This is a genomic window from Variovorax paradoxus (assembly GCF_009498455.1).
In the GTDB taxonomy this organism is placed as follows: Bacteria; Pseudomonadota; Gammaproteobacteria; order Burkholderiales; family Burkholderiaceae_C; genus Variovorax; species Variovorax paradoxus_H.
Genome location: NZ_CP045644.1, coordinates 3,479,853 through 3,505,756, shown reverse-complemented (window position 1 = coordinate 3,505,756; position 25,904 = coordinate 3,479,853). Strand labels below are relative to the sequence as shown.

The window sequence follows — 25,904 nt, the reverse complement described above, 5'->3', positions numbered from 1 at the left end:
ACGCACTCGCGCGCTCAGCCTCTGCGCGCGGTGAGAAAAATGTCGGGGGTCTCGGTATCGCTCGGGGTGGAAGGACGCTCAGTCTTCGAGGGCGGGCTCGTCGTCGGCCCCCAGCAGGTCCATCGCCTCGTCGATCAGCTGGTGCAACGCGAGCACGCGCTCCACGCCCAGCAGCGCATTGATCTTCTGCTGCGCCGCCTTCCAGTGCTGCTGCGCTTCGCGGCGCTTGGCCTCGCCCGTTTCGGTGAGCTGCACCAGCAGGCTGCGCGCGTCGGCGCCGGCACCCTGCGCGATGAAGCCCGCGGCGATCAGCGGCTGCAGGTTGCGGCTCAGGGTCGACGCGGTCATCTTGAGTTCGCCCGCCAGGTCGACCGGGCGCGAGGGACCGAGCCGCGCCAGGTGCGACAGCAGCGAGTACTGCGTGGTCTTCAGGCCGCTGTGCGATACCTCGGCGTCGTAGTGCTGCGACAGGCGGCGCGAAAGCTGTCGCACCTTGAAGCTGGTGCAGCCGCGGGGTTGGGTCGGTGTGTCCATGGGGTATTATTGTATGTGCAACTATTGCATATGCAATTGACCCCTCTCACCAAAGCCCCCAGCAGGAACACAGGCATGACGCAGCAAGCTTCCACCGACATCCCCCTCAACCTGCTCGACGCATGGATCGCCGAAGAACGGCAGATCGTCGAGCGCCTCGACAACGGCCCCGGCCCCGGGCTCGCGCGCTCCGAGCAGGTCGCGGGCAAGACCGGTCTGGAGGTCATGCACGCGATGCTCAACGGCGAGATTCCGTACGCCGCCATCGCCAAGACGCTGGACTTCACGATCGTCTCGGTCAGCCGGGGCATCGCCATCTTCCAGGGCACGCCGTTGCCGCAGCACCTGAACCCGCTGGGCACCATCCACGGCGGCTGGGTCGCCACGATGCTCGACTCCGCCCTGGGCTGCTCGGTCCACACCATGATGCCGCCCGGTCGCGGCTACACCACCGCCGAGCTCAGCGTGAACTACGTCAAGGGCCTCACGCCGAAGGTGCAGCGCGTGCGCGCCGAGGGCAAGGTGATCCACTGCGGCAAGCAGCTCGCCACCGCCGAGGCCCGGCTGGTCGGGGCGGACGGCACGCTGTATGCGCATGCGACGACAACGTGCCTGGTGTTCGAGGTGCCGGCGGGGCGGTGAGGCACAGACCCCGCGCTCGCTGAATCGCGAACGCCTCTCTTTCCTCTGAAGGCCGACATATGTCGGCCTTTTTCGTTGGCGCGTTCGGCGAGAAAGTCGTCATCGCCAACCAAGGAAAAGACTGCCATGGCCGCCATGGGCTGGCCGGCGACGGAACCCTCCGTCGCCGAATCCGAAGGCCCAGCCTGCGCCCGCGCGAGGCCGCCCGCAGAGGAATCAACCAGATGACAACGACACTCACCGAAAAGACCTTCGCCGAACTGTTCACCTACGCGGGCGGGACGAACGGCACCTGCGTGAACTCGCAGGGGTTCATTCAACCCAGTGCTACACCGCGCTTTGACTTTGATCCGGTCACGAAGGTGGCAAAGGGGCTGCTCATCGAAAACGCGCGAATCAACCAATTGGCGTTTTCGTCGCGGTTTGAAAACGCGGCCTGGACAAAGACGAGCGTCACCGCCGTGCCTGGCGCCGCCCAGGCGCCCAACGGACGTTGGGATGCCTGCAAGCTGACCTTGCTCAGCGGCGGGATCGCGTCCGTGGGCCGCGCTTCACAGACGACTGCCAAGGTGGCGGCCGCAATGACCTACACCTTTTCGTTCTATGCGAAGGCCGCAGGCTCCTCCAATGGATGGACCTTTGCTTCCGGTGCGACGACGGGCGAAAGAATCAGCTTCGCCTTCGACCTGTCGGCCTTGACCATCTCCCTCTTCACCATCTCGGCCTTCGTGGAGGTGACGAAACGGATCGTCGATATTGGCGGTGGATGGCGCAGGGTCGAGGTCGTCTTCACGACGGATGCATCCGCGACACTGACCGCGGCTGTCTACCCCGGTGCGGCGGTTGCCGGCACCGGCCCCGGCGACGGCGTCGCCGGCATCTACGTCTGGGGTGCCCAGCTTGAAGTTGGCGCGTTCGCCAGCTCCTACATCCCCAGTTGGGACGGCGTCACGGCGCGTGCGTCCATTGGCAGCTACTGCGACGCCAAGGGCCTCCTGCGCTATGCGGCGGCGGGCGTTGCGCGCAACAGCTACGAGCCGTCCAACCTAACGCTGCCGCCTGTGCTGATGGTGGAAGAGCAGCGCACGAACATCTTGGCCAAGAGCAGCGACGTGCACCTATGGTCGGGCGGAGGAATGGTGCGCAACACTGGCAAGACAGCACCGGACGGCACGCTCCGAGCTGTTGAATTCTCGGGGGCGGCCAATTCGCCCAACTTCCTGTCGGCTGCCGCTACGGCAACAGTGATGACGTACTCGATCTATCTCAAGAATGTTTCGAGGACAGCCGTTATCGACTTGATGCTGCGAAACAGCACAACGACGTTCAATGGGGCGCCTGGGAGCGTGAACCTCCACAGCCCCACACCTTCAATCTCAGGTACTGGTTGGGAAATGCGAGACGCCGGTGGGGGCTGGTTTCGCTGCACCTACACATCGAACATGCCAATCACGGTCGGCGATACGCTGACTTGCTACGCAGTGGCCTCGGGCGCTCGGCCAGACAATGGCACCTGCCTCGCCTGGGGCGCCCAGCTCGAAGCCGGCGCGTTCGCCACCAGCTACATCCCGAGCACCGAGACCTTCACTGGCCGCGCGTCCGTCGGAACCTATTTCGACTCCACGGGGGCGATGAAGACTGCGACGGCGGGCGTTGCGCGAATGACCTACAACCCGGCCGACCTGACCGTTGCACCATGGCTGATGCTGGAGGGGCAGAGCACGAATCTGCTCCTGGGCAGCCAAATCACGCTCGGCGTTGCAGGAGGGACTACTCCACCTGCAGTGGCCAGTACGACGATCGACGGAGAAGCCTGCGTCGCTGTCACGTTCACACCGGCTAGCGCCTCAGGCTACTCGGGCAGCCGTGTGCAAAGTGGTGCCGGCGTCGGCGCGGCCGTCACCACCGGGACCGCCTATTCGACGAGTGCCTATGTCAAGCTGAGCAGACCGTTGACCGGAAGCGAAGCAATCAACCTGTACTACACCGGCTCGTCGGGGATGGGGGGCTTCATCATCAGCACTGCGAACTCTGCCCAGTTCGTGGACCGGTTCTCTCGGACGGCTACTCAGAACATCACGCCGGCTGCATCCGGCGGAATTTACCCAGTCGTTCACAACAACGGGGTTCTCACCAGCAATCTCACGGTGTGGTTCTGCAAGGGCCAGGTCGAAGAGGGGCCTGTGGTGACCAGCTACATCCCGACAACGGCCGCGACGATGACGCGGGCAGCAGACGCATCGACATCAGCAGCCACCACCCGCCAAGCAGACACCGCAACCTCGGCCGCCACCACGCGTACCGGCGACCTCGTTCGCGTCGACACGACCAAGGGCTGGTGCAATGCCGCCGAAGGCACCCTCTACATGGAGTTCGGACGACCGAGAGAAGGAGACGCGGCAACCCGAAACCTGATCGAAATCGGCTCTGCCATTGCCAATCGCGTCGGCATCGGATTCAACACGACGGGGTCCGCCTATGCCTACTCCAACGCCAATGGCGTATCAGGCCCGAGCACGGTGGCGATCGGACTCCTCGGCACCCCCGTTGGAAACCCGGTCAAGACCACGGTCAGCTATGGCGCGGACGGCCTTCGCTACGGATGCAACGGCCAGTTGTTGAAAGCGGGCATGACGACGGTCCCGCCCATGAACTTCCTGGGCATCGGGAACCTGGCCACCGGCGGCAACCAGCCGTTCCTTCATGTCCGATCGGTGCAATACCGGCCGCAGAAGCTGACCGACGCGGAAGTCGTGGCCTTGACCGCCTAGCGACACCCAGGCCCGAAGCAACGCCAACGCGCCGCAGTAGGCCCTCAAGCTGTAAGCCAAAGGAAAACCCGCTCCTCCCTGTCAGTGATAATTGTTCGCATCAGCGACACGCTCCGTCGTCGCCGATGTCTTTCCCCATAGAACACCTCACCGCACCTGGAGGATCCTTCATGACCGACCGTTCCGGCTCCCAGGGCCGCGTGGCACACGCCCTCCTCGGCGTTTCCGCTGCCTGGCTCGCCCTTGCCGCCCTGCCCGCGCACGCCGCCACCGACGAGCTCACGCTCTACACGACGCGCGAGGCTGCGCTGATCCAGCCGCTCATCTCGGCGTTCAGCGCGCAGAGCAACATCAAGGTGAACACGGTGTTCGTGAAGGACGGCCTGCTGGAACGCGTGAAGGCCGAAGGCGCCCGCTCGCCGGCCGACGTGCTGATGACGGTGGACATCGGCAACCTCGTCGACCTCGTCGAAGGCGGCGTGACGCAGCCGGTGAAATCGGCCGCGCTCGAGTCGGCCATTCCGGCCAACCTGCGCGGCGCCGACGGCCAGTGGTTCGCGCTCTCGCTGCGCGCCCGCGTGCTGTACGCCGACAAGAACCAGCCGCTGACCAGCTTCCGCTACGAAGACCTGGCCAACCCGAAGTACAAGGGCAAGGTCTGCATCCGCGCCGGCCAGCATCCCTACAACACGGCCCTGGTGGCCGCGATGATCGCGCACGACGGCGAAGCCAAGACCGAGCAGTGGCTGCGCGGCGTCAAGGGCAACCTGGCGCGCAAGGCCACCGGCGGCGACCGCGACGTGGCGCGCGACATCCTCGGCGGCATCTGCGACATCGGCGTGGCCAACTCGTACTACGTCGGCCAGATGAAGAGCGCCAAGGAAGGCACCGACGCGCGCAAGTGGGGCGACGCCATCAAGGTGATCCGTCCGACCTTCGCCAACGCCAAGAGCGGCGGCACGCACGTGAACATCAGCGGCGCGGCCGTGGCCAAGAACGCGCCGCAGCGCGCCAACGCGGTCAAGCTGCTCGAGTTCCTGGTGTCGGAGCCGGCGCAGGCGCTCTACGCCCAGACCAACTACGAGTACCCGGTGCGCAAGGGCGTGGCCCTCGACCCGATCATCGGCCAGACCATCGGCGCGCTGAAGGTCGACCCGCTGCCGCTGACCGAGATTGCCAAGCACCGCAAGCAGGCCAGCGCCCTGGTGGACAAGGTCGGCTTCGACCAGTGACCTTGCATGGCCGGGCACGCCGTGCCGGCGACTGAATGCTGATGTCGCGGCGCCAGCCGCCGGGCCTGCGCGCCGCGGGCCCGGCGTGGCGCTGCGCGTCGTTGCTCATTGCGCTCGGCGTGCTCGCGCCGGTGCTCACGCTGGCCTGGCTCGCGTTCGGCTCGGGCGTCGGCCACTGGGGGCCGCTGTTCGCGCACGTGCTGCCGCAGGCAGCGCTCAACACGGCGCTGCTGCTCGCGGGCGTCGGCACCCTCGTCCTCGTGATCGGCACCGGCTGCGCCTGGCTGGTCACGGCGCATGATTTCCCCGGCCGCGGGGTGCTCAACTGGGCACTGCTGCTGCCGTTGGCGATGCCGACCTACATCGTCGCTTTTGCCTACCTCGACCTGCTGCATCCCATCGGCCCCGTGCAGGGCGCGATCCGCTGGATGCTGGGCTTCGACAGCCCGCGCCAGTTCCGCCTGCCCGACCTGCGCTCGATGCCGGGCGCGATCTTCGTGCTGGGCTTCGTGCTCTACCCGTACGTCTACATGACGGCGCGCGCGATGTTCATGACTCAGCCAGCGCACCTGATGGAAGCGGCGCGCACGCTGGGCGAGAACCGGCGCGGCGCGTTCTTTCGTGTGGCGCTGCCGCTCGCACGGCCCGCACTGGCCGTCGGCCTGAGCCTGGCGCTGCTCGAGACGCTCAACGACATCGGCGCCTCCGAATTCCTCGGCGTGAACACGCTCACGGTGGCGGTCTACACCACCTGGATCACGCGCTCCGACCTGGCCGGCGCCGCGCAGATCGCCTGCGCGATGCTGTTCGTGGTGGTGGCATTGGTCTGGCTCGAACGCAACGGACGCCAGCACCAGCGCTTCGGCTCCACGCAGCGCATGCGCGCGGTGCAGCCCCGGCGCCTGCACGGCGGCGCGGCGTGGGCGGCGACCGCCACAGCGGCGCTACCGGTGCTGATCGGTTTCGTCGCGCCCGCGCTGTACCTGGTCTGGGAAAGCGCCAAGCGGCTGCACCAGGGCGGCGGCATTTCGCAAGGCCTCGTGGCCAGCCTCGGCAACACGCTGGCGCTCGCCGCCGGCGTGACCGTGGTGGCCGTGGCGGCCGGGCTGGTCGTGGCCTGGGCCTCGCGCAGCCAGGGCACGAGCCCCAACCGCGCACGCTGGCAGGCGCGCGCGGCGACGTTGGGGTATGCGGTGCCGGGCACGGTGCTCGCCATCGGCCTGCTGACGCCGGCCCTGGCCTTCGACGCGGCGCTGGCCGGCGCGATGGGCTGGCAAGGCCTGCCGCTGATGGGCGCGGGCATCGTGCTGGTCGTGGCCTGTGCGATCCGTTTTCTTGCGATGCCCGTGGGCGGCATCGAGGCCGGGCTGGCGCGCATTCCGCCCGCCATCGAGCAGGCCTCGCGCCTGCTCGGCGAAACCACCGGCGGCACGCTGCGCCGCGTGCACCTTCCGCTGCTGCAGCCCGCCATCGCGGCGGGCGCGCTGCTGGTCTTCGTCGACGCCATGAAGGAACTGCCGGCCACGCTGCTGCTGCGCCCGGCCAATTTCGACACCCTCGCCACCTGGCTCTACGCCGAGGCCGCGCGCGGCACCTACGAGGAAGGCGCGATCGCCGCGCTGGCCATCGTGGTCGCCGGCCTGCTGCCGGTGGTGCTGCTGGCGCGCAACCAGCTCGGTGCGACACCGGCGGCGACACCACCCGACACGGACCCTTCATGAGTTCACCGCTTCATCTCGACTCGCTCCAACTCGCGTACGACACGCCGCGCGGCCCGCACACGGTGGTCGACGGCTTCTCGCTGGACCTGGCCGCGGGCGAGATCGCCTGCCTGTTCGGCCCCTCGGGCTGCGGCAAGACCACCGTGCTGCGCGCCATCGCCGGTTTCGAACCCGTGCGCGACGGCACCATCCGCCTGGGCGACACGCTGCTGTCGTCGCCGCAGAAGCACCTGCCGCCCGAGCAGCGGCGCGTGGGCATGATGTTCCAGGAGTACGCGCTGTTCCCGCACCTGTCGGCCTCGAAGAACGTGGCCTTCGGCCTGCGCCGGCTGGACCGCGCGGCGCAGCAGACACGCGTGGCCGAGATGCTCGCGCTGGTCGGCCTGGCCGAAGCCGGCGAGCGCTACCCACACGAGCTGTCGGGCGGCCAGCAGCAGCGCATCGCGCTGGCCCGCGCGCTGGCGCCCTCGCCCGCCGTGCTGCTGCTGGACGAACCGTTTTCCAACCTCGACGGCGGCACGCGCGAACGCCTGACCGCCGAGGTGCGCGGCATCCTGAAGAAGGCCGGCCAGACCGCGATCCTCGTCACGCACAACGAGGCCGAGGCACATGCGATGGCCGACCGCATCGGGGTGATGCACAACGGGCGGATCACGCACTGGCTGGAGACGGCGCCCTCGCCAGCGCCGTAGAGCGCTTTAGCACAAGGGGCCCGTTTGTCGAATGGGCTTTTCGGGAAAAGGTTGTTCAGGCCCGCAAGAATCGCGGCGATCCAGACACCTCACTTTTTCGAAGAACGGAAAGCCCCATGACCCAGGCCCTCACCCTCGTCAGCCACCTGCTGTGCCCGTACGTGCAACGCGCCGCCATCGCGTTGCATGAAAAAGGCGTGCCCTTCGAGCGCGTCGTGATCGATCTCGCGAACAAGCCCCAATGGTTCCTCGACATCTCGCCGCTCGGCAAGGTGCCGCTGTTGAAGGTGCAGCAGCCCGGTGGTACCGAGGCCGTGCTGTTCGAGAGCAACGTGATCTGCGAATACCTCGAGGAGACGCAACCCGGCGCGCGCCTGCACCCCGAAGACCCGCTCGCACGTGCGCAGCATCGCGCATGGATGGAATTCGGCTCGGCCGTGCTCGCCGACCTGTGGGGCTACGAGACCACGCAGGACGCCGCCGTGTTCACGCAGAAGCGCGAGGCGCTGGCCGCCAAGTTCGCGCGCGTCGAAGCCGCGCTCGGGCAAGGTCCGTACTTCGCGGGCGAGGCGTTCAGCCTCGTCGACGCGGTGTTCGCGCCGGTGTTCCGCTACTTCGAGGTGTTCGATGCGATCAGCGATTCGCACCTTTTCGACGCGCTGCCCAAGGTGAACGCCTGGCGCCATGCGCTGGCGGCACGCCCCAGCGTGCGCGCGGCGGTGGTGCCGGAGTACCCGCAGCACCTGATGGATTTTCTGAAGAAGCACCAGGCGCACCTGCTGACGTTGGCGGCTTGATCGCCAGGATCAGAGGGCGACAATAGCGCCCTCCCCCCTAACGACACGACCCACGAGATGCGACTTCTCCACACCATGCTGCGCGTTGGCAATCTCCAGCGCTCCATCGACTTCTACACGCAGGTGCTCGGCATGACGCTGCTGCGCACGTCGGAAAACCCCGAGTACAAGTACAGCCTCGCTTTCGTCGGCTACGGCAACGGCAACCCCGACCAGGCCGAGATCGAACTCACCTACAACTGGGGCACCGAGAGCTACGAACTCGGCACCGCCTACGGCCACATCGCGCTCGGCGTGCCCGATGCGTACGCGGCCTGCGACAAGATCAAGGCCTCGGGCGGCAACGTGACGCGCGAGGCCGGTCCGGTCAAGGGCGGCACGACGGTGATCGCCTTCGTGACGGACCCCGACGGCTACAAGATTGAATTGATCCAGCGCAACGAGAACGCGTCGGGCGGCGGCCTGCGCTGAGTCTTTTCGGGCGACACGTACCGTCATGGCAAGCCCGAAGAAGAAGCAGGCGCCGCTGACGCGCTACGTCGCGCTGCTGCGCGGCGTGAACGTCAACGGCGTCACGATCAAGAGCGCCGACCTGAAGGCGCTGTTCGCCGACGAACTCGGCTTCGACGCGGTGCGCACCGTGCTCGCCAGCGGCAACGTGTTGTTCGACACCGACGCTCCCGATGCCGCCGCGCTGCGCACGCGCATCGAGACCGCGCTGTGCCAGTGCTTCGGCTACGAGGCGTGGATCGTGCTGCGCACGCAGCAGCAGGTGGCCGACATGGCCGCGAGCTATCCCTTCGAACGCATCGACGACACGCACCATCCGTACATCGTGTTCGGCTCCGATGCCGCGATGCTCGACGAGATCACGAAGAAGGCCGGCCTGGTCGATGCCGAAGTCGAGCAGCTGGTGCGCGGCGATGGCGTGCTGTACTGGCAGTGCCCGCGCGGCGAAAGCCTGGAAACGCCGGTGGCCAAGCTGCTGGCGAAGACCCGCTACAAGTCGAGCACCACCACGCGCAACCTGCGCACGGTGGAAAAACTCATCACCGACTGACCTGATCGATCAGCAGCCCAGCCGATCGGCCAGTGCGACGATGTCGCGCACATGCAGGCTGTTGTCCGGCTGCGGCGACACATCCTTCGGCTGGTTGAGGCCGAACTCGTGGGGCCGCTCGATGTACGCCGTCTTCAGGCCGCACACGCGCGCCGCCGCCAGGTCGTCGTGGTGCGCCGCGGCGAGCATCACCTGCCCGGGCGTCGCGTCGAACACGCCCGCCACGCCGAGGTAGGTGCGCGGGTCGGGCTTGTAGGCCTTGAACACTTCGGCCGACAGCACGCAGTCCCAGGGCAGGCCGGCGCGCTTGGCCATCTCGGTGAGCAGGCCGATGTTGCCGTTGGAAAGCGTGCAGATGGTGAACTTCTTCTTCAGCCGCGTGAGGCCCTCGACCGCATCGGGCCAGGCCGGCAGGCGGTGCCACGCACGGCTCAGGTCGCGCTTGGCGGCGGTGTCGAGCTGGTCGGCCAGGCTGAAGTCGTGCAGCACTTGTTCGAGCATGCTCAGGTGCAGTTCGTCGAGCAGCGTGAAGCCGCCCTCGCCGGCCGCGATGCGTTCCATCACGGCCTTCATGGCGGGCTGGTAGCCGGCGCGCCAGGCGAGCGCAAAGGCCGCGCCGTCCACGCCGGGCAGCACGCGCTCGACTTCGGCCGCAATGCCGCTGTGCCAGTCGACCACCGTGCCGAACACGTCGAACGCGATGACCTTGAGGTCGCTCGCGTCGAAATCGGGCTGCATGCTCAGCGCGGCAGCTGGCTCGCGGCGCGTGCCAGTTGCTCGATGCGGGCCCAGTCGCCGTCGCGGATGGCGTCGGTCGGCACGATCCACGAACCGCCCACGCAGGCCACGTTCGACAGCGCGAGGAACTCGGCCGCGTTGCCCGCATGGATGCCGCCCGTGGGGCAGAAGGTGACGTCGCCGAACGGGCCCTGCCAGGCCTTGAGCATCGGCAGGCCGCCGGCCTGCAGCGCGGGGAAGAACTTGAGCTGGGTGTAGCCGTCTTCCTGCGCCGTCATGATCTCGCTGCCGGTGGCCACGCCGGGCAGCAGCGGCAGGCCGAGGTCGTGGCAGGCCTTGCCGACCGAACGTGTGTAGCCCGGGCTCACGCCGAACTTCGCGCCGGCCAGCGCCGAAGCCTGCGCATCGGCCGCGCTGCGGATGGTGCCGGCGCCGGCGACGGCTTCGGGCACTTCCTTGGCGATGGCCTCGATGCATTGCAGCGCCTGCGGCGTGCGCAGCGTGACTTCGAGCATGCGGATGCCGCCGGCCACCAGCGCGCGTGCCAGCGGCACGGCGTGCTTCACGTCGGTGAGCACGATGACCGGAATGACCGGCGCGTCGCGCATCACGTCGAGGGAAGTGAGTCTGTCTGTCATGTCATAGCTCCATTGCGTTGCGCATCGCCTGCAGGCGATGCTGGTGTTCACAGCCAGGTGCAGGCGCCCTCTTCGGCAGCCAAGGCATTGCGGCGCATGCCGGCGAACAGTTCGCGGCCCAGGCCGCGTCCGTCGGCGAAGCGCTGCGCTTCGGGTTGCACGGCGATCTCGCGTGCGGCCCATTCATCGTCGGGCAGCAACACGGCTAGCGTACCCGCTACCGCGTCGAGCCGGATCACGTCGCCGTCGCGCACCTTGGCGAGCGGCCCACCGGCAGCGGCTTCGGGCGACACGTGGATGGCCGCCGGAATCTTGCCCGAGGCGCCGCTCATGCGGCCGTCGGTGACCAACGCCACGCGGAAGCCCTTGCCCTGCAGCACCGACAGCGGCGGCGTGAGCTTGTGCAGCTCGGGCATGCCGTTGGCCTGCGGGCCCTGCCAGCGGACCACGCAGACCACGTCGCGCTCCAGCTCGCCGGCCGTGAAGGCTTTGTGCAATGCAGCCTGCGAATCGAACACGCGCGCCGGCGCTTCGATGACATGGCGGTCGTCGGGCACCGAGGACACCTTGATCACGCTGCGCCCCAGGTTGCCGCCGAGCAGCTTGAGGCCGCCGGTGGCGCTGAAGGGACTCGATACCGGGCGCGTGACGGCTTCTTTCTGCAGTGGCGCGGCCGGCGTCCACTGCAGCGTGTTCTCGCCGGCCAGCGACGGGATGTTCGCGAATTCGCGGATGCCGCCGGCACGCACCGTGAGCACGTCGGCGTGCATGAGGCCGGCCTCGACCAGTTCGCCGATCACGAAGCCCGGGCCGCCGCAGGCTTGGAACTCGTTCACGTCGGCGCTGCCGTTGGGGTACACCCGCGTGAGCAGCGGCACCACGTCGGACAGCTGGGAGAAGTCGTCCCAGTCGATGAGGATGCCCGCGGCGCGCGCCACGGCCACCCAGTGGATCAGGTGGTTGGTGGAGCCGCCCGTGGCAAGCAGCGCGACCATGGCGTTGACGATGCAGCGCTCGTCGACCATCTCGCCGATCGGTGGGCAGTTGAAAGGGGTGTCGCTCGCCTTGCCGAGCACCGAGCGCACGGCTTCGCGCGTGAGCGTTTCGCGCATGGCGTCGCCGGGCTGGATGAAGGCCGTGCCGGGCACATGCAGGCCCATCGCTTCGAGCAGCATCTGGTTGCTGTTGGCGGTGCCATAGAAGGTGCAGGTGCCGACCGTGTGGTACGCGGCCATTTCGGCATCGAGCAGGCCCTGGCGGCCCACGAGGCCCTGCGCCGCCTGCTCGCGCACCTTCGACTTCGCGGTGTTCGACAGGCCCGAGGGCATCGGCCCGGCGGGCACGAAGACGGTGGGCAGGTGGCCGAAGTGCAGTGCGCCGATGAGCAGGCCTGGCACGATCTTGTCGCACACGCCGAGCATCAGGGCGCCGTCGAACATGTCGTGCGTGAGCGCCACCGCGGTGCTCATGGCGATGAGGTCGCGGCTGAACAGGCTCAGCTCCATGCCGGGCGTGCCCTGCGTGACGCCGTCGCACATGGCGGGCACGCCGCCGGCCACCTGTGCGGTGGCGCCGTGGCGGCGGGCCTCATGCTTGATGATGTCCGGGTAGCCCTGGTACGGCGCGTGGGCCGAGAGCATGTCGTTGTAGGCGGTGACGATGCCGATGTTGGGCGCGCGCTCGGCCACCACCTTGAACTTGTCGTTGGCCGGAATGCCGGCCACGGCATGCGCCACGTTGGCACAGCCCATGCGGTCGGCGCCGCGGTCACGGTGCCTGTAGGCGTCGATCTGCTCGAGGTACGCGGTGCGGGTGGGGGCACTGCGTTCGCGGATGCGTCGGGTGACGGCTTGGACGGTGTCGTGGAGTGGCATGCTTGCTGGGGCTGTGAATGCGCCGGCTGGCTGGGGCCTTCATGGTAAACCCCACACCCGGCACGAAAGTGACGAAGGCGGTGCGAAACCGCCTTCGTTCGAGGGAAAAGGCCTGCTTACTTGCCGCGCACTTGCGCCACGGCGCCGTTGACCGCGTCCCAGGTCTCCTGGCCCACGGACTTGGCGATGCCGCTGTTGACGCTGGTGAGCTTCTCGCGCATGCGGTTGGCCTCGGTGGCGGGCAGTTCGTTCACCTGCATGCCCTTGGTGCGCAGTTCGGCCAGCGCCTTGGTGGCTTCCTCGCGGGTGTCCTTGCGCTCGAACTCGCGGCTCTTCACGGCGGCGTCCTGCAGCACCTTCTTCTCGGCCGGGCTCAGCGTGTCCCACCACTTCTTGCTGACCGTGACGATCCAGGGGCTGTAGACGTGGTTGGTCACCGTCAGGTATTTCTGCACTTCGTAGAACTTGCTCGACACCACGGTGTTGAACGGGTTCTCCTGGCCGTCCACGGCGCGCGTTTCGAGGGCCGTGAACAGCTCCGAGAACGGCAGCGGCACGGCGTTGGCACCCAGCGCCTTGAAGCTGTCGAGGAACACGTTGTTCTGCATCACGCGCAGCTTGATGTCGCCCATGTCTTCGAGCTTGTTGACGGGGCGCTTGCTGTTGGTGAGGTTGCGAAAGCCGTTCTCCCAGTAAACCAGGCCGACCATGCCCTTGGGCTCCAGCTTGGCCTTGACCTTCTCGCCCACGGGACCGTCGAGCACGGCGTCGGCTTCCTTCACGTTGCTGAAGAGGAAGGGCGTGTCCCACACGGCCATTTCGGGAACGATGCCCACGAGCGTGGCGGTGGAGCCGACCATCATTTCCTGCGCGCCGCCGATCAGCGCCTGCTGCATCTGCGTGTCGGAACCGAGCGAGGCGTTGCCGATGCCGCGGACCTTCATCTTGCCGCCGGAAGCCTTCTCGACCTCCTGCGCGAACAGGCGCACGGCACGGCCCTGGTTGGAGTTGTCGACCAGGCCGTAGCCGAAGCGCACGATGCGCGGCTTGAAGTCCTGCGCCTGGACGGCGCCGGCGGTGGCGAGAGCGGCCACGAGGCCGGCGAGAGCGAAACGGATGCGCATGGAAGTCTCCTGAGTATCGAAAGAGGAACGGGAAGAAAAAGAAAAACGAAAAAGGAATGCGGTCAGTGCATCCAGGCCAGCGGTGCCGTGATGAGCGAAGGAAACAGCACGAACAGCACGGCCAGCAGCACGTACATGAGCAGGAACGGCGTGGTGCCCTTGATCACGGTTTCCATGCGCAGCCTGCCGACGCCGGCCACCACGTTCTGCACGGTGCCCACGGGCGGCGTGATCAGGCCGATGCAGCCCACGTAGATGAACATGAAGCCGAAGTACACCGGGTCGATGCCAGCCTTCATGGCCAGCGGCGCGCACACGGGGCCGAAGATCAGGATGGTGGGCGTCAGGTCCATGGCCGTGCCGACCACCAGCAGGAACACCATCATCAGCGCCATGAAGACGATCGGGTCGCCCATCACGCCGGCGAAGCTGTCGGCCAGCAGGTTGGGCAGGTCGGCCAGCGTGATCATGTAGGCGGTCACGGTGGCGGCGCCGCACAGGAACATCACCACGGCGGTGGTCTTGCCCGCGGCGAGGAAGACCTCGTACAGGCCGGCCCAGGTCAGCTCGCGGTACACGAACATCGAGACGATCAGCGCATACACCGCGGCCACCACGGCGGCTTCGGTGGGCGTGAAGATGCCGCCCTTGAGGCCGCCCAGGATGATGACCGGCATCATCATGGCCCAGAAGCTGTGCAGCAGCGCCTTCATGCGCGCACCCCATGCCACGCGCGCCATGGCGGGCAGCTTGTGCTTGCGGGCGATCCACCACCAGGCGCCGATCAGGAACGCGCCCATCATCAGGCCGGGGAACACGCCGGCCAGGAACAGCTTGCTGATCGACGTGTTGGTGGTCACGCCGTAGATCACGAAGGGCATCGACGGCGGAATGATCGGCGCGATGATGCCGCCCGACGCGAGCAGGCCCGCGCTGTAGCCCGGCGGGTACTTCTGCTCGCGCATCATGGGCAGCAGGATGGTGGCGAGCGCGGCGGTGTCGGCAATGGCCGAGCCGCTCATCGACGCCAGCAGCACGGCGGCGCCGATGGCCACGAAGCCCAGGCCGCCGGGAATGTGCCCGACGAATGCGCGGGCCAGGTCGATGATGCGGCGCGACAGGCCGCCCGCGTTCATCAGCTCGCCGGCCAGGATGAAGAAGGGCACGGCCAGCAGCGGGAAGTTGTCGAAGCCGGCCTGCAGGTTCTGCGCGAGCAGCTGCGCATCGAAGAAGTCCAGGTGCCACATGAGCGCGACACCGGTCAGCACCAGCGCATGGGCGATCGGCATGCCGATCACCATGCCGCCGATGAGCACGATCAGGAAGAGAGCGGTGACGATCATGGGGCCGTCCTCACTCGATGTCGCCCGCGGCGCCCGCGTTCGCCGGCGGCTCGCCGCGCACGAGGTCGAACACCAGCGCCACCAGCAGGCCCACGGCCAGCACCAGCGTGGCCGCGGCGCCAAGCGCCAGCGGATAGCCCAGCACCGTGCTGAAGCTTTCCATGCCGGCCACCACCTGCGCCCACGCGCCCTTCAGCAGCAGCACCATGCACCCGGCCACCAGCAACTGGCTCACCCAGAACAGGCCCTTGCGCGGGCCGCCCTTCAGGCGCGAGGTCAGCATGTCGAAGCCCAGGTGCTTGCCCTCGAAGGCCGCGACGATGGTGCCCACGGCCACCAGCCAGACGAACAGCAGGCGCGAGATTTCCTCGTACGACACGATGCTGGTGGCGAACACGTAGCGCAGCACGACGTTCACGAAGACCGCGACGACCATGCCGGCCAGCGCCACGACCATGAAGAGTTCGGCCAGGCGCTGGAGCGCCGGCTTGCGCCGCACCGGCGGTGTCGAGGGAGATTGGGGAGAGTGGCTCATGCGATGTCTCCGGGCGGCGTGTCGCGCCCTGTGGTTGAAGCGGAAGCAGGTGCGGCGGCCCAGGCGACGACGGCGGCCACCAGGTCGGCCATGGGCTGCGTGGCGTCGAGCACCAGCACACCCGGCTCGCCCACCGGCGATTCGAGCGTGGCGAACTGGTTCGCGACCAGCGCCGGCGAGAAGAAATGGCCCGCGCGCGACTGCACGCGCGCCAGCGCCTCTTTGTAGTCCAGCGACAGGAACACGAAGCCCAGGCGCGGCACCGCCTGGCGCAGCCGGTCGCGGTAGCGCTTGCGCAGCGCGGAGCAGGTCAGCACCCGGCCAGCGCCTTCAGGCGGGGACGCCAGCAGGTCGGCCAGCCGGTCGAGCCAGCCGGCGCGGTCGTCGTCGGTGAGCGGCGTGCCCGCGCGCATCTTGGCGACGCTTTCGGGCGCGTGGTACGCATCGCCCTCGTGCAGCGTCCAGCCCAGCGCCTCGGCACAGGCCGCCCCGACGCTCGACTTGCCGCATCCGGACACGCCCATGACCACGAGGGCCTGCGGTTGAAATTTTGAGATAGCGCTGTCCATTGGAAATCAAAAAAAGGCCCGGGCGGAGGCTCGGGCCAGGGCAATCGGGGTTCTCTTCCATTGTCGCTCAGAGGGGAAACGGCTGCCCTGCACCTCATTTGCAGTCGCAAACTACTTGTTAACCCTTTGATGGATAGCGCTATCCTATAGAACAATGAGATTCACCTTTCTCCGGATTTACCCTTGACCGACGCGCCCCGCCGCACCCGCCGCTCCAGTGGCCGCATCACCCTCGACGACGTGGCGCGCGCCGCGTCCGTCAGCCCGATCACCGTCTCACGCGCCCTGCGCGGCGAGCGCGGCGTCGACCCGGTGCTGACCCTGCGCGTGCGTGAGGCGGCCGAGCGCCTGGGCTACGTGCCCGACCCCGCCGCCCGCGCCCTGGCGTCGCAGCGCAGCAGCCAGGTGCTGGTGCTGGTGCCGATGCTGTCCAACACCTTGTTCGTCGACCTGCTGGAAGCCGTGCACCGCACACTCTTTCCCGTCGGCTACCAGCCCTTCATCGGCGTGACGCACTACGACAGCGCCGAAGAGGAACTGCTGCTGCGCACCTACCTCCCCCACCGCCCCGCGGGCCTGCTGGTGACCGGTTTCGACCGCAGCGAGGCGGCACGCCAGCTCATCGCGCACAGCGGCGTGCCCTGCGTGCACCTGATGGAAACCAGCACCGCGCCGGGCGTGGCCTGCGTGGGCTTTTCGCAGGTGGACGCGGGCGCCGCCGTCACGCGCCATCTGCTGGAACGCGGGCACCGCAGCATCGCCTTCTGCGGCGCGCAGCTCGATCCGCGCGTGCTGCAGCGCGCCGAGGGCTACCGCCGCTGCCTGCGCGAGGCGGGCCTGTACGACGCGCGGCTGGAAATGCTCAGCCCCGAGCGCTCGTCGATCGCGCTGGGCGCGCGCCTCTTCGAGGAGATGCTGCAGCGCATGCCGGACGTCGATGCCATCTTCTTCTGCAACGACGACATCGCGCAGGGCGGGCTGCTGGCGGCCAACCGGCTGCAGGTGCCGGTGCCCGGACGCATCGCCATCGCCGGCTTCAACGACCTGGCCGGCAGCGACCAGATGGTGCCGCCGCTGACCACCATGCGCACACCGCGCAGCGAGGTCGGCCGGGCCGGCGCCGAGATGCTGCTGGGCCTGATGCGCGGCACGCTCGCGCAGCCCGGCTGCATCGAGTTGGACTACGAACTGATCGTGCGCGGCAGCACCTGAGGCGCATGAAAAAGCCCGGGCAAGCCGGGCTTTGCTGGATGCGCAGGGGCGCTCAGTCCACCAGCTTCACTTCGACGCGGCGCGCCTCGGCGTTGTTGCCCGAGCCGGCGGTGACGGCGGGCTTCTGCAGGTCGATCTTCTCCGCCGGCACGCCCAGGCCCGCGAGCACCTCGCGCACCATCTGGGCACGCTTCTTGGCGAGCTCCTCGTTGATGGCGGCGTCACCGGTGGCATCGTGGAAGCCCGAGACCACCGCCTTGCGGCCGCCCTCGACGCCCTTGATGACCACGGCCAGCGCCTCGGCGGCACCCGGTGCGAGGTCGGCGCTGCCGGTCGCGAAGTAGAAGTTCACCACGTCGCCCGCCACGCGGATGCTGGCGCCGTCGGGGATCACCACGGTGACGGTCTCGGTGACTTCGGTCACCTGCACCGCGCCGCCCGGCGCGGCCGCCGCAGAGGCCGCCACGGCAGGCTTCGCCTGCACGGTCGCGGCACCCAGGCCCTTGTGCCAGAAGGCGACGCCGATCACGAACATGATCACGAGCGCGATCAATGCCACCAAAAAGCCGAGGGCGAAATTCTGCTGGCTGTCGTCGTTGTTCATGGAAGCGCGATCTCCGTAGGAAAGGGGTCGGTAAATAATGGTGCGGTGAACCATGATCACGAAATTGTAGGCGCCGCCCCCGACACCCCCGTGTCAGCCGGCGCGCCGGACCCCGGTCCGCCGGGGCTCGACCCGATGCCCCGTCCGCTGCGCGACCCGCAGCCGATGCTGGAACGCGCGATCGCCGACTGGGGCGGCCGCGACGATCTCTGGCTGTTCGGCTACGGCTCGCTGATCTGGCGGCCCGAGTTCGGTTTTGCGGAACGTCGCGCGGCCTCGGTGCACGGCTGGCACCGCGCGCTCAAGATGTGGAGCCGGGTCAACCGCGGCAGCGTGCAGACGCCGGGGCTGGTGTTCGGCCTGCTCTCGGGCGGCAGCTGCCGGGGCGTGGTGTTCCGCGTGCCGAAGGCCGAAGGCCTGGAGACGCTCAAGCGCCTCTGGCTGCGCGAGATGCCGACCGGCGTGTACGACCCCAAGTGGCTGCAATGCGGCACGGCCGAAGGGCCGGTGCGCGCGCTGGCCTTCACGCTCTCGCGGCGCAGCCCCAACTTCACGGGCGAGCTCAGCGACGAGCGCTACCGCCACATCTTCGCGAATGCCGTGGGCCGCTACGGCAGCTCGCTCGACTACGCGCGCCAGACCTTGCTCGAGTTGCAACGCCACGCGATCCACGACGCGGCACTGGCCCGGCTGGTGGCGCTGGCCATGGCCGAAACGCCGCAAGATGCCCCTTTCGAGGCACCGGCTGATTGCGGCGCGCCGCCGGCTCCGGTATACGTTCCGGGGTCTTCCGACAATTCATCCTCCTCATCTTCCGTTTCGTTCGACAAGGAAAAACCATGACCCATCGCCGTCTTCTCGCCACCGGCACCGCCCTCCTCGCCACCGCCGTGCTCGCCGCCTGCGGCAGCATGGGCGGCAAGCCGAGCACCACGGTCGAGCTGACGCCGACCGCCGCCGTCACGCCCAACCCCGCGCGCGGCTCGGTGACGCTCGCCGCCCTCGACCACGGCGTGCGCGTGTCCGGCGAAGTGCGCGGCCTGGCGCCGGGCAGCGAGCACGGCTTCCACATCCACGAAAAGGGCGACTGCGGCGACAACGGCAACGCCTCGGGCGGCCACTTCAACCCGGCCGGCGGCACGCACGGCAAGTTCTCCGCTCCCGGCAGCCATGCCGGCGAGCTGCCCAGCCTCGTGGCCGATGCCCGCGGCGTGGCGCGTTTCAGCGTCGACAACCACGCGATCTCGCTGACCGACGGCGCCGCCAACAACGTGCGCGGCCGCGCCCTGGTGGTGCACCGCGACCGCGACGACTTCACGACGCAACCCGCCGGCAACTCGGGCCCGCGCGTGCTCTGCGCCGTGATCCCCAAGGGCTGAGAACCTGTTCAACGTCTCCTGTGCAAATGAAAAGCTCGGAGACAGTCGGGGACCGCCCGCAAGCATCGGGTCCGCATTGCTTGCGGGTCGTCCGCCCAGCTCTCCAGGCCCGGGCGTTCGCAAGGACATGAAGCTGGCCTGAGGGGGCAGGCCGACCACCGGCATGGCCCCGCCGGTACCGTCTACAGTCATCGCGATGCCAAACGCCAGCGTCCTCTTTTCTCTCCACGAATTCCCCGATCACGCGCGCCCCCTCGACGAAGAAGCCGGTGATGTGGCCGGGCTCGCCGAATGGTTCGATGCGGTCCCGGCCCTTTTCTTGCTGCTGGTGGGCGAGGGCCAACGGGCCTCCTCCGCCATCGGCAACTGCGACGATGCACAGGTGCTGCTGGCCGCGCCCATGAAGGACGCGCGAGCCCGTTGGCAACGGTTTCGTGCCTTCACGGCGGCCCTGTTGCCCATGGAAGCGCACACCGAGATGGACCGCATCCAGGCCGCGCTGGACGGCAGTCCCCATCCGTGGCTCGTGCTCGACACGATCGACCTCGCCTGGGACAGCAGCAACGCAGAGGCATTCGGCACGCACCTGGACCAACTGCAGGCCGACAGTGCCGCGCTGGTGGCTGCCTTGCAGCCCGAGGGAGCACCCGCGCCCTGCACCGCTGAAGCCGAGTTGCCCGAGGTGCTTCGCCCACTGGTGTCGGATTGGCGCCGACAGTGGGGCTGGTGGTCCGACCAGGTGATTGCCCGGCTGTGGGCGGTCGCGTACGAGACGGAAGACGAACGCGCGCCCTTTCTTCAGGCCCTGACGGTGGACGACTGGCGACCGGACCTGGCCGCCTATGTGGTGCACCCACCCAGTGACGCGAACGGCAGCAAGAACAAGCGCGCCGAAGCGAAGCGCCGTCCACCGGTTGGTTTGGTCACGCCCTACGGCCGCTGGCTGCTCCCTTTCGAAGCGGGAGCGACCTCCGTCTATCGGGGGCGCGCGAGCGGCCCATGGGTGATTGCCCTGCGCGACGACACGGCCGAGACGAAAAAGAAAAGTGCGCTTCCTTCCGTCGCCAGCGGACTGATGGACCGCAACGGCGTCTGGCGCTATCCCGTCGGCAGCCTGGGCTACGCAGACGTCGTCGCTGAAGACTTGCTGTGGGCCGAATTTCCCGGCGAACCGGCGCCGGGCGGACAGTTGGTGCGCATCAGCACCGGGGAAATCCTGCACACCGGCGTGACCTCGGCTTACCAGGGCGACGACGGCTTGCTACGTCTGAACGATGCACAAGAGCGCTCGGCCGTTGCGAGCGCCGACGACGCGCGCATCCTCGTGCCTCACCGCTACGAGGCCGTCAGAAACTTCGACACGCGCAAACGCTGGGCCGTGGTGGCGGATTCGAAGGGACGCGAAGGCGTGGTCGCCCTCGATGGCCGGGAACTGATCCCGTGCAAGCACGGGCACATCGCGCGCGGCAACCGCGACGCGCCGCCCAAGGTCTACGGGCGCAACCGTTTCATCGGCCTCGACTTTGCGCCCATGCAGCTCATGCTCTACGACACCGACGGCCGACCGGTGAGCACCGCCATGCACTTCTGGACGGACACAGGCAACCCGATCGTCGAAGGCGATCGCCTGCTGACCCTGAACGAGGACGGCCCGGATGCGCAGGTTCAGTGGGTCGATTTCGACGGGCAGGTTCTCGAACGCACCGGCATGACCCGGGCCGAGTTCCACGAAGCACGCCGGGAAGGCCGCAGCCACAATGCGCGGCGCAAAAAGTCAGTCGCAGATACCTCCCTGCAGGCGATCTGCGACGAAGCAGCCACAGGCCGGGGCTGGCTGGTGGACCTGATCGGATGCGTCTGGCTTGGGGACAGGGCAGCGAGCCAGGCGGCGCTGCAGACGCTGCTCGACCAGCTGCGCGCGGCGATGGCGCCCGAAGCCGCTCCCGACGCCCTCAACATCTTGCTGTGGGGCGTGGACAACCCCAAGGAGGGGTTCGTTTACGCGGTAACCAGCGGTTCGCCCCTCTTCACAACCTTCGACTGGAAAGACGGCGACGCGGTCAGGTCGCTGGACCTCCCCGTCCCAGGCAATGCCTGGGACGGCTTCCAATGGGAACCGCTGGACAACGGCGATGACATCACCGAGGGCCTGGACGCAGCGCGCAAGCATCTCGCCCCGCACGGTTACGCCCTGTATGAGTTACAGAGCCTGGGCGACTACTACGCGGTCGGCGCGGTTCGCACCAAGGACCGGAGCCGGTTCAAGAAACTGGTGGGGCAGGCCGAGCTGCAATTGGTGATCTAGCGTCCTGTCACGGCGGGACCTGAGCGTTCCAGGAAGACATGACGATCAGGCGCCCGCGCGCGCCTGCCAGAGCACCTCGGCCCGCGCCAGCGCCTCGGGCGTGTCGATGTCGGTCACGACGCCGGCATCGTCCACCGCCAGATCGACGACCGAATCGATCGCGCGCATCGCCCGCAGCACGGGCGATGCGCCAAGATTCCCCTCCAGCGCCGCCAGCTGCGCCCAGCAGCCTGCCGCAAAACCCACCGGGTGCCCGCGCTCGCCCCGGTACTGCGGCTGCACGGCATTCACGCGCCCACCGAGCGCGGCGGCCACTGCGCGCAGCGTGGCGGGCTGCACCAGCGGCAAGTCGCCCGGCAGGATCAGCCAGCCCGCCGCATGGGGCGTGGCGCGCACGGCGGCGGCAATCGAGTCGCCCATGCCGGGGTGACCCGCGTCTTCCAACCGCCACGGCAGGCCGCTGGCGCGCACCGCATCGAGCGTGCGCTCGAGCACCGGCTTGCCCGCGAGCAGTGCCTTCAGCTTCGAGCCCGTGCCGCCGGCTGCGATGAAGCGCTCGCCGCGGCCCGAGGCCAGCACGATCACGGTCGGGGAGTTCGCCTCTGTCGTCGTCATGGGCCGAGTATGTGCGCAACAATCCCGGCATGACTTCTCCGCTTTCCAAAGACGCGCTGGCCGCGCTGCGCAAGAGCTACGAGCGCGCCGAGCTCGACGAGACCCGCAGCGCCGCCGACCCGCTCCAGCAGTTCGAGCGCTGGCTCACCGAGGCCATCGGCGCGCAGATTCCCGAGCCCAACGCGATGACGCTGTGCACCGTGGGCAGCGACCTGCGGCCGTCCAGCCGCATCGTGCTCATCAAGGGCTACGACGCGCGCGGCATCGTCTGGTACACCAATTACGACAGCCGCAAGGGCCGCGAGCTGTCGGGCAACCCGTATGCCTCGCTGCAGTTCCACTGGGTCGAGCTGGAGCGCGTGGTGCGAATCGAGGGTCGCGTCGAAAGGGTCAGCGCCGAGGAGAGCGACACCTACTACGCCAGCCGCCCGCTCGATTCACGCATCGGCGCCTGGGCCAGCCCGCAGAGCGAAGTGATCAGCGGGCGCGACGTGCTGGTGAAGAACGCCGCCGTGTACGCCGCCAGGCACCTGCTCTCGCCGCCGCGTCCGCCGCACTGGGGCGGCTTCCGGCTGGTGCCCGACCGCTGGGAGTTCTGGCAGGGCCGCAAGAGCCGGCTGCACGACCGGCTGCGCTACCGGCTCGAAGGTGCGGACTGGATGCGCGAACGCCTGGCTCCCTGAGCGCGCCTCAAGCCTCGCAAGTCGCGACCTTGAACTCGACGCGCCGGTCCAGCGCGTCGCTCGCATCGTCGGCGCCCGTGCCGACGATGTTCTCGCGAAAGCCCATGCCGGCTTCGCGCAGCTTCTTCGACAGCGGCGGCGCCTCGCCCACCAGCCGCGCCTTGACGCTGGTCGCGCGCTGCAGCGACAGCCGCTCGTTGACCGCCTCCGAGCCCGTGCGGCTCGTGTGGCCCGTGACCACCACGCACGAGTCGATCTGCGCCGCCTGCCGCGCGATCTGGCGCAGCCACATCGGGTAGGCCGCGCTGATCTTCGGGTCGGCCAGGAAGTCGGTCGAGCCCGGCTTGAACAGGAACTTGACGCTCAGGTTGTTGCTCTCGAGCCCCAGCCGCGCCAGCGTGCCGAAGGTGCGCTCGGCATCGGCCGTGCGGCCCAGCTGCGACTGCGTGAGGTACAGGCCGCTGTAGATGCGCAGCTGCTGTCCGTCGGCGCGTTTCGACGCGGCCTCGTAGCGGCTCAGGGCCTCGCTCATGCGGCCGGCCTCGTAGGCGACGGTGGCTTCCTGCAGCACGGTGGCGGTCGGCAGGCGCTCCAGGTAGAGCGCATCGGCGGCCTGCCCGGCCGGCGTCTCGGCAGTGCGGATGTAGCCCTCCACGCCGCGGTCCTTGCCATTGACTGGGCTGTCGCGGAAGAAGGCGGTGGGCCGCGTGTCGAGCGACGCATCGCTGATGCGCGTCACCGACTGCGCGATCACCATGCCGCTCTTGATCTCGGTCATCGCGAGGTTCAGCCGGTAAGGCGCGCCCGAGGCGTCCTTGTCGCGCACCAGCGTGCCGTTGAGCACGTACTGCGCGTTGCCGATCTCGTTGGCGTTGAACGGCGTCACGGTGAACTGCTTGAACTGCGCCTGCATGCGCTGCACGATGCGCTGCTCGGCCACGCGCGTCACCTCGGTCTGCTGGCCGCTGGCGCCTTCGAGCAGCGGGTCGATCACGATGCGGCGCTGCGACAGCGTCGACTCCACCTTGGCCAGGAAGGCCGGCAGTTTCTGGGTCTGCACCATGAGGTCGTCGACCGCCTGCGTGACGGCCTGGTCGAAGGGCATGGCGCTGCTGGGCGCGAGGCGGTGCGCGCAGGCAGTGGCCAGCAGCGCGGCGGTACACAGCACCAGCACGCGCCACAAGATTCGGGGGACGGTGGTGTTCGTCTTCGTGGTCATCAGCACTGGCTCCTCAAAATGGTCATGTCCTGGTCCGACAGCGGCTCGCCGACGGCGGCGCGCATGTTGATTTCGCTGCAGCGTTTCGATGGCACGGGGCGTCGCTCGGCGGGCTCGCGATGCGCCTCGGGCGCCGGGGCAGCGGTGGCGGTGATCTGCGGTCGCGGCTTCGGCGCGGGCCGCACGACGGCTGGCTTGGGCTCCGCTTCCTTGGCCTGCGGTGCCTCAGCCGGTTTGGGAACCGCCAGACACGGCGTGCGACACGGCTTGGCCTCGCCCGCCGCATGGGCGCGCGCGCCGTGCAGCGCGATCACCGTCGCGACCACCGCCGTCACTGCAAGGGCAAGGGGCGAAACGCGCGCCGGGTAGATCGTCATCAGCCGGCAAATGTAGGGGCGCGAACGCCGCCCGCCAGCCCACCAAACGGCCAGCCCTGCCAAACGGCATAGGGCTACCGCTGTCGCCCAGTCGGGCAAAAGTTCGCGAAAAGCGCTTGGGAAATGGGGGCCGTCAGGGCAACCACTGCACCCAGACCATCACGAGCGTGAGCGTGCCAAGTGCCAACACAGTCGACACAGCGACGCTGGCCGTGACCAGGTCTTCGGCGCTGCGGTAGCGCTGCGAGAACAGGAACACGTTGGCGCCGATCGGCAAGGCTGCGGCCACCACCATCACGGTGAGCGGAATGCCGCGCACGCCCAGCAGCCAGCCGATGAGGGCCACCAGCAGCGGGTGCACGAGGTTCTTCACCAGCGCCTGCACCAGCGCGCCGCGCCAGTGGCGCCCGATGGGCGTGAGCGCGAGCGTGATGCCCACCATCACCAGCGCGACCGGCCCGAAGGCCTGGCCGAGCAGCTGGATCGGCTTGTCGATCACCTCGGGCATCACGAGCCCCGTCTGCGCGAACAGCAGGCCCGCAATGATCGGCAACGGCACCGGATGAATGATGGCGTTGCGCAGCGCACGCAGCACGGTGCGCGCCATGGAGCGGCGCTCCGCCCCGCTCACCGCATGTTCGCGCGCGACGGCCAGCTCGAGCACCACGGTGGCGCTGGTCATGAGCACGAGCGAATGCAGCGAGATCAGCGTGAGCAGCACCACCATGCCGGCCTCGCCGTAGGCCAGGCCGATCAGCGCGATGCCGATCATCACGGTGTTGCTGTAGGTGTTGGCCAGCGCGAGCACCGCGCCCGTGCGGTTGAAGCCGCGCCACGCGAGCGTGCCCGCGAACAGCAGGCCCGAGGCGATGAAATACGCAGCCACGGGCTTGAGGCTCAACTCCTGCACGTGCACCGTGCTCATGGCACGGAACAGCAGCGCGGGCGCGAGCAGCAAAAAGATGAGGTTCGACAGGTCTTTCACCGCATTGCCACCGATCCATCGGCGCCGTCCGGCGAGGTAGCCGGCAGCGATGAGAAGGACGACGGGAAAGAGCGAGGAGATGACGAAGGAATTCACCCGGCGAGGATAGCCGAGCGATTTCTGCGATTGCCTTGCTCCTTCCCCCTCTGGGGGAAGGTTGGGATGGGGGCACGCGGCGCTTGCGAAAGCCATTGCCTCATCACAGGCCGCCTGCCCCCACCCCTGCCCTCCCCCAGCGGGGGAGGGAGAAACACC

At 68.2% G+C, this 25,904-nt stretch carries 26 protein-coding genes; 13 read left to right on the top strand and 13 right to left on the bottom strand.

Annotated elements, in window-relative coordinates; all coding sequences use genetic code 11:
• Positions 1-78 precede the first annotated feature (78 nt).
• A complete protein-coding gene (locus GFK26_RS15985) occupies positions 79-534 on the bottom strand; it encodes a MarR family winged helix-turn-helix transcriptional regulator (RefSeq protein WP_153282806.1) in 456 nt (151 codons plus the stop codon).
• Positions 535-609: 75 nt separating this feature from the next.
• Between GFK26_RS15985 and GFK26_RS15980 the strand changes: the two genes are divergently transcribed.
• The 8 genes from GFK26_RS15980 to GFK26_RS15945 all read left to right on the top strand — a co-directional run bounded on the left by GFK26_RS15980 (position 610) and on the right by GFK26_RS15945 (position 9,449).
• Positions 610-1,176, top strand: a complete 567-nt coding sequence (locus GFK26_RS15980) for a PaaI family thioesterase (protein ID WP_153282805.1) — start codon at positions 610-612, stop codon at positions 1,174-1,176.
• 59 nt (positions 1,177-1,235) lie between these two features.
• Positions 1,236-3,947 (top strand): phage head spike fiber domain-containing protein, encoded by a 2,712-nt coding sequence (locus GFK26_RS15975; RefSeq protein WP_153282804.1) that lies wholly within the window; start codon positions 1,236-1,238, stop codon positions 3,945-3,947.
• 170 nt (positions 3,948-4,117) lie between these two features.
• A complete protein-coding gene (locus tag GFK26_RS15970; protein ID WP_153282803.1) occupies positions 4,118-5,179 on the top strand; it encodes a Fe(3+) ABC transporter substrate-binding protein in 1,062 nt (353 codons plus the stop codon).
• 35 nt (positions 5,180-5,214) lie between these two features.
• Positions 5,215-6,900 (top strand): ABC transporter permease, encoded by a 1,686-nt coding sequence (locus GFK26_RS15965; protein WP_194274093.1) that lies wholly within the window; start codon positions 5,215-5,217, stop codon positions 6,898-6,900.
• Positions 6,897-7,592 carry an ABC transporter ATP-binding protein gene (locus GFK26_RS15960; protein ID WP_153282802.1) on the top strand — a complete coding sequence of 232 codons (696 nt, stop codon included), beginning with the start codon at positions 6,897-6,899 and terminating at the stop codon, positions 7,590-7,592. The genes GFK26_RS15965 and GFK26_RS15960 overlap by 4 nt, the downstream gene beginning before the upstream one ends.
• Positions 7,593-7,708: 116 nt before the next feature.
• Positions 7,709-8,389 carry a glutathione S-transferase family protein gene (locus GFK26_RS15955; protein ID WP_153282801.1) on the top strand — a complete coding sequence of 227 codons (681 nt, stop codon included), beginning with the start codon at positions 7,709-7,711 and terminating at the stop codon, positions 8,387-8,389.
• A gap of 57 nt (positions 8,390-8,446) precedes the next feature.
• Entirely contained in the window at positions 8,447-8,860 is a 414-nt protein-coding gene (gene gloA, locus GFK26_RS15950) for a lactoylglutathione lyase (RefSeq protein WP_101489461.1), read from the top strand.
• 25 nt (positions 8,861-8,885) lie between these two features.
• Positions 8,886-9,449 (top strand): DUF1697 domain-containing protein, encoded by a 564-nt coding sequence (locus GFK26_RS15945; protein ID WP_153282800.1) that lies wholly within the window; start codon positions 8,886-8,888, stop codon positions 9,447-9,449.
• A 9-nt stretch (positions 9,450-9,458) separates the two neighbouring features.
• Here the strand turns inward: GFK26_RS15945 and GFK26_RS15940 are convergent, their stop codons facing one another.
• The 7 genes from GFK26_RS15940 to GFK26_RS15910 all read right to left on the bottom strand — a co-directional run bounded on the left by GFK26_RS15940 (position 9,459) and on the right by GFK26_RS15910 (position 16,225).
• The gene (locus tag GFK26_RS15940) at positions 9,459-10,187 is read right to left on the bottom strand and encodes a haloacid dehalogenase type II (protein WP_153282799.1); all 729 of its coding nucleotides are present in this window, start codon (positions 10,185-10,187) and stop codon (positions 9,459-9,461) included.
• 2 nt (positions 10,188-10,189) lie between these two features.
• Positions 10,190-10,825, bottom strand: coding sequence for a bifunctional 4-hydroxy-2-oxoglutarate aldolase/2-dehydro-3-deoxy-phosphogluconate aldolase (gene eda / locus GFK26_RS15935; RefSeq protein WP_101489458.1), 636 nt, complete (start codon positions 10,823-10,825; stop codon positions 10,190-10,192).
• Positions 10,826-10,872: 47 nt separating this feature from the next.
• Positions 10,873-12,699: a phosphogluconate dehydratase gene (gene edd / locus GFK26_RS15930; RefSeq protein ID WP_153282798.1), complete on the bottom strand. Its 1,827-nt coding sequence runs from the start codon at positions 12,697-12,699 to the stop codon at positions 10,873-10,875.
• A 116-nt stretch (positions 12,700-12,815) separates the two neighbouring features.
• A complete protein-coding gene (locus tag GFK26_RS15925) occupies positions 12,816-13,823 on the bottom strand; it encodes a TRAP transporter substrate-binding protein (protein WP_153282797.1) in 1,008 nt (335 codons plus the stop codon).
• 62 nt (positions 13,824-13,885) lie between these two features.
• Positions 13,886-15,166 (bottom strand): TRAP transporter large permease, encoded by a 1,281-nt coding sequence (locus tag GFK26_RS15920; protein WP_153282796.1) that lies wholly within the window; start codon positions 15,164-15,166, stop codon positions 13,886-13,888.
• Between the two features lie 10 nt (positions 15,167-15,176).
• Entirely contained in the window at positions 15,177-15,701 is a 525-nt protein-coding gene (locus GFK26_RS15915; RefSeq protein ID WP_153282795.1) for a TRAP transporter small permease, read from the bottom strand.
• Positions 15,698-16,225 (bottom strand): gluconokinase, encoded by a 528-nt coding sequence (locus tag GFK26_RS15910; RefSeq protein ID WP_153282794.1) that lies wholly within the window; start codon positions 16,223-16,225, stop codon positions 15,698-15,700. Before GFK26_RS15910 ends, GFK26_RS15915 begins: the two co-directional genes overlap by 4 nt.
• Before the next feature lie 228 nt (positions 16,226-16,453).
• On the opposite strand from GFK26_RS15910, the gene GFK26_RS15905 reads away from it, so the two are divergent.
• Positions 16,454-17,482, top strand: coding sequence for a LacI family DNA-binding transcriptional regulator (locus GFK26_RS15905; RefSeq protein WP_153282793.1), 1,029 nt, complete (start codon positions 16,454-16,456; stop codon positions 17,480-17,482).
• Positions 17,483-17,534: 52 nt separating this feature from the next.
• Here GFK26_RS15905 and GFK26_RS15900 read toward each other — a convergent pair whose 3' ends face one another.
• Positions 17,535-18,086 carry an OmpA family protein gene (locus GFK26_RS15900; RefSeq protein WP_153282792.1) on the bottom strand — a complete coding sequence of 184 codons (552 nt, stop codon included), beginning with the start codon at positions 18,084-18,086 and terminating at the stop codon, positions 17,535-17,537.
• 135 nt (positions 18,087-18,221) lie between these two features.
• Here GFK26_RS15900 and GFK26_RS15895 point away from each other — a divergent pair, with 135 nt between their 5' ends.
• From GFK26_RS15895 to GFK26_RS15885, 3 genes are all read left to right on the top strand, one after another.
• On the top strand, positions 18,222-18,929 hold the full coding sequence (locus tag GFK26_RS15895; RefSeq protein ID WP_153282791.1) for a gamma-glutamylcyclotransferase: 708 nt from the start codon (positions 18,222-18,224) through the stop codon (positions 18,927-18,929).
• Positions 18,926-19,465, top strand: a complete 540-nt coding sequence (locus GFK26_RS15890; protein ID WP_153282790.1) for a superoxide dismutase family protein — start codon at positions 18,926-18,928, stop codon at positions 19,463-19,465. The genes GFK26_RS15895 and GFK26_RS15890 overlap by 4 nt, the downstream gene beginning before the upstream one ends.
• A gap of 196 nt (positions 19,466-19,661) precedes the next feature.
• The gene (locus GFK26_RS15885) at positions 19,662-21,770 is read left to right on the top strand and encodes a hypothetical protein (protein WP_153282789.1); all 2,109 of its coding nucleotides are present in this window, start codon (positions 19,662-19,664) and stop codon (positions 21,768-21,770) included.
• Between the two features lie 45 nt (positions 21,771-21,815).
• Here GFK26_RS15885 and GFK26_RS15880 read toward each other — a convergent pair whose 3' ends face one another.
• Positions 21,816-22,385 carry a nucleotidyltransferase family protein gene (locus GFK26_RS15880; protein ID WP_153282788.1) on the bottom strand — a complete coding sequence of 190 codons (570 nt, stop codon included), beginning with the start codon at positions 22,383-22,385 and terminating at the stop codon, positions 21,816-21,818.
• A gap of 29 nt (positions 22,386-22,414) precedes the next feature.
• Here GFK26_RS15880 and pdxH point away from each other — a divergent pair, with 29 nt between their 5' ends.
• The gene (pdxH, locus tag GFK26_RS15875; protein ID WP_153282787.1) at positions 22,415-23,068 is read left to right on the top strand and encodes a pyridoxamine 5'-phosphate oxidase; all 654 of its coding nucleotides are present in this window, start codon (positions 22,415-22,417) and stop codon (positions 23,066-23,068) included.
• Positions 23,069-23,075: 7 nt separating this feature from the next.
• Here the strand turns inward: pdxH and GFK26_RS15870 are convergent, their stop codons facing one another.
• From GFK26_RS15870 to GFK26_RS15860, 3 genes are all read right to left on the bottom strand, one after another.
• Complete coding sequence (locus tag GFK26_RS15870) at positions 23,076-24,287, bottom strand: OmpA family protein (RefSeq protein WP_153282786.1); 1,212 nt, start codon at positions 24,285-24,287, stop codon at positions 23,076-23,078.
• The gene (locus GFK26_RS15865; RefSeq protein ID WP_153282785.1) at positions 24,287-24,664 is read right to left on the bottom strand and encodes a hypothetical protein; all 378 of its coding nucleotides are present in this window, start codon (positions 24,662-24,664) and stop codon (positions 24,287-24,289) included. Before GFK26_RS15865 ends, GFK26_RS15870 begins: the two co-directional genes overlap by 1 nt.
• A 133-nt stretch (positions 24,665-24,797) precedes the next feature.
• The gene (locus GFK26_RS15860; RefSeq protein WP_153282784.1) at positions 24,798-25,745 is read right to left on the bottom strand and encodes an AEC family transporter; all 948 of its coding nucleotides are present in this window, start codon (positions 25,743-25,745) and stop codon (positions 24,798-24,800) included.
• Positions 25,746-25,904: the final 159 nt, after the last annotated feature.